Consider the following 2,170-nt stretch of genomic DNA (forward strand, 5'->3'; position numbering starts at 1 on the left):
ATGCCCACGCCGCCGCCATGGTGCAGCGATACCCAGGTGGCGCCGCCGGCGGTGTTGAGCAGGGCATTGAGCAGCGGCCAATCCGATACCGCGTCCGAGCCATCCTGCATCGCTTCGGTTTCGCGGTTCGGCGAGGCAACCGAGCCGGAGTCGAGGTGGTCGCGGCCGATGACGATCGGCGCTTTCAATTCGCCATTCTTGACCATCTCGTTGAAGGCCAGCGCCAGGCGGTGGCGCTCACCCAGACCCACCCAGCAGATCCGAGCCGGCAGGCCCTGGAAGGCGATGCGTTCCTTCGCCATATCCAGCCAGTTGTGCAGGTGGGCGTCGTTTGGAATCAGCTCCTTCACCTTGGCATCGGTCTTGTAGATATCTTCCGGGTCGCCCGATAGCGCCACCCAGCGGAACGGCCCGATGCCCTTGCAGAACAGCGGACGGATATAGGCTGGCACAAAGCCGGGGAAGTCGAAGGCGTTCTTCACACCTTCATCGAAGGCCACCTGGCGGATATTGTTGCCGTAGTCTAGGGTGGCGGCGCCACGCGCTTGCAAGTCCAGCATGGCTTGCACATGCACCGCCATCGACGGCTTGGACGCTGCCGACACCGAAGCCGGATCGGTCTTTTGCGCCTCGCGCCACTGCGCCACCGTCCAGCCCTGCGGCAGGTAGCCATGCACCGGGTCGTGGGCGGAGGTCTGGTCAGTGACCACATCGGGGGTGATATTGCGCTTTACCAGTTCCGGGAACACATCAGCGGCATTGCCCAGCAGGCCGATCGACACCGGCTTGCCGGCCGCCTTGGCCTCTTCCAGCATCGCCAGCGCTTCATCGAGCGTGTAGGCCTTCTTGTCCAGATAACGGGTACGCAGGCGGAAGTCGATGCGGGTTTCGTCGCACTCGACGGCAATCATCGAGAAACCGGCCATGGTGGCAGCCAGCGGCTGGGCGCCGCCCATGCCACCAAGCCCACCGGTAAGAATCCAGCGGCCGGCCGGCTTGCCGTCGAAATGCTGGTTGGCAACGGCATAGAAGGTCTCATAGGTGCCCTGCACAATGCCCTGGGTGCCGATATAGATCCACGAGCCAGCCGTCATCTGGCCGTACATCATCAAGCCCTTTTTATCGAGCTCATTGAAGTGATCCCAGTTGGCCCAGGCCGGCACCAGATTGGAGTTGGCCAGCAGCACCCGTGGCGCATCGGCGTGGGTGCGGAACACGCCGACCGGCTTGCCCGACTGGATCAACAGGGTTTCGTCGTCGTTCAGGGTTTTTAGCGTGGCCAGGATCTGGTCAAAGCATTCCCAGTTACGGGCAGCGCGGCCGATACCGCCATACACCACCAAGGATTGCGGATGCTCGGCCACGTCCGGGTCGAGGTTGTTCTGGATCATGCGAAAGGCGGCTTCGGTGAGCCAGCTCTTGCAAGTCAGCTCGCTACCGCGCGGTGCGCGGATCACGCGGGAGGCATCGAAACGGGGGTCGGTCATGGTTTGGCTCTCCGGTAGGGCGGGCATGCCCGCCGTGTTGTTGCGGCGGGCATGGCCCGCCCTACGAATTCATCGGGTGAAACGTGAAAGGTGACTTGGCGCTTTGCGCCATCGGTGAAATGTGAATTTTCAGCGCGGCGAGCCGCGCCACGTTTCACATTTCACTTTTCACCGCCCTTCCTAAAAATACCCGCTGAACTGATAACGCCCAGCCGGGTGATACAGATTCGCAACGCTGGCCACCACGCCATTGGAAAACGTGCGCCGGTGCAGCACCAGGCAAGGTTCGTCCTTGTCCATGGCCAGCTTGGCCTTGATGCCGCGCTCGGGCTTGCGCGCTTCGATGCGGTATTCGACGCGTGACAGCGGCGCTGCCCGCATCAGGTATTCGTTTGGCGTGGTGCGGGTGTAGTCCTGCTTCAGGTAATCGGGCGCCAGCGCCGGGTTTACCCAGCGGTCTTCCAGCTGGATGGGCGTGCCGTTTTCGCGATGCAAAATCAGCGAATGAAACAGCACACCGCCCGCCGCCACGCCCATTTCCTGCGCCAGCGCGGCATCGGCCTTTACGCCACCCAGTTTCAATAGCTCGGCACTGTGCTGGTGGCCACGCGCGCGGATTTCGTCGGCAATGCTTTTGATATCGACCAGGGTGCTCTGGTACTTGGTGCCGGCCACATAGGTGC

At 62.5% G+C, this 2,170-nt stretch carries 2 protein-coding genes; both read right to left on the reverse strand.

Translation table 11 applies throughout. The features are described from left to right. Window positions 1-1,487: urocanate hydratase (gene hutU / locus ACE3OH_RS21795; RefSeq protein ID WP_374358260.1), on the reverse strand; the 1,487-nt coding region annotated here is incomplete at its 3' end. Window positions 1,488-1,667: 180 nt separating this feature from the next. Continuing rightward, on the reverse strand, window positions 1,668-2,170 hold a 503-nt coding region (locus ACE3OH_RS21800), incomplete at its 5' end, for a UTRA domain-containing protein (protein ID WP_374358263.1).

This window comes from Chitinimonas sp. (genome assembly GCF_041904975.1).
Lineage (GTDB): Bacteria > Pseudomonadota > Gammaproteobacteria > Burkholderiales > Chitinimonadaceae > Chitinimonas.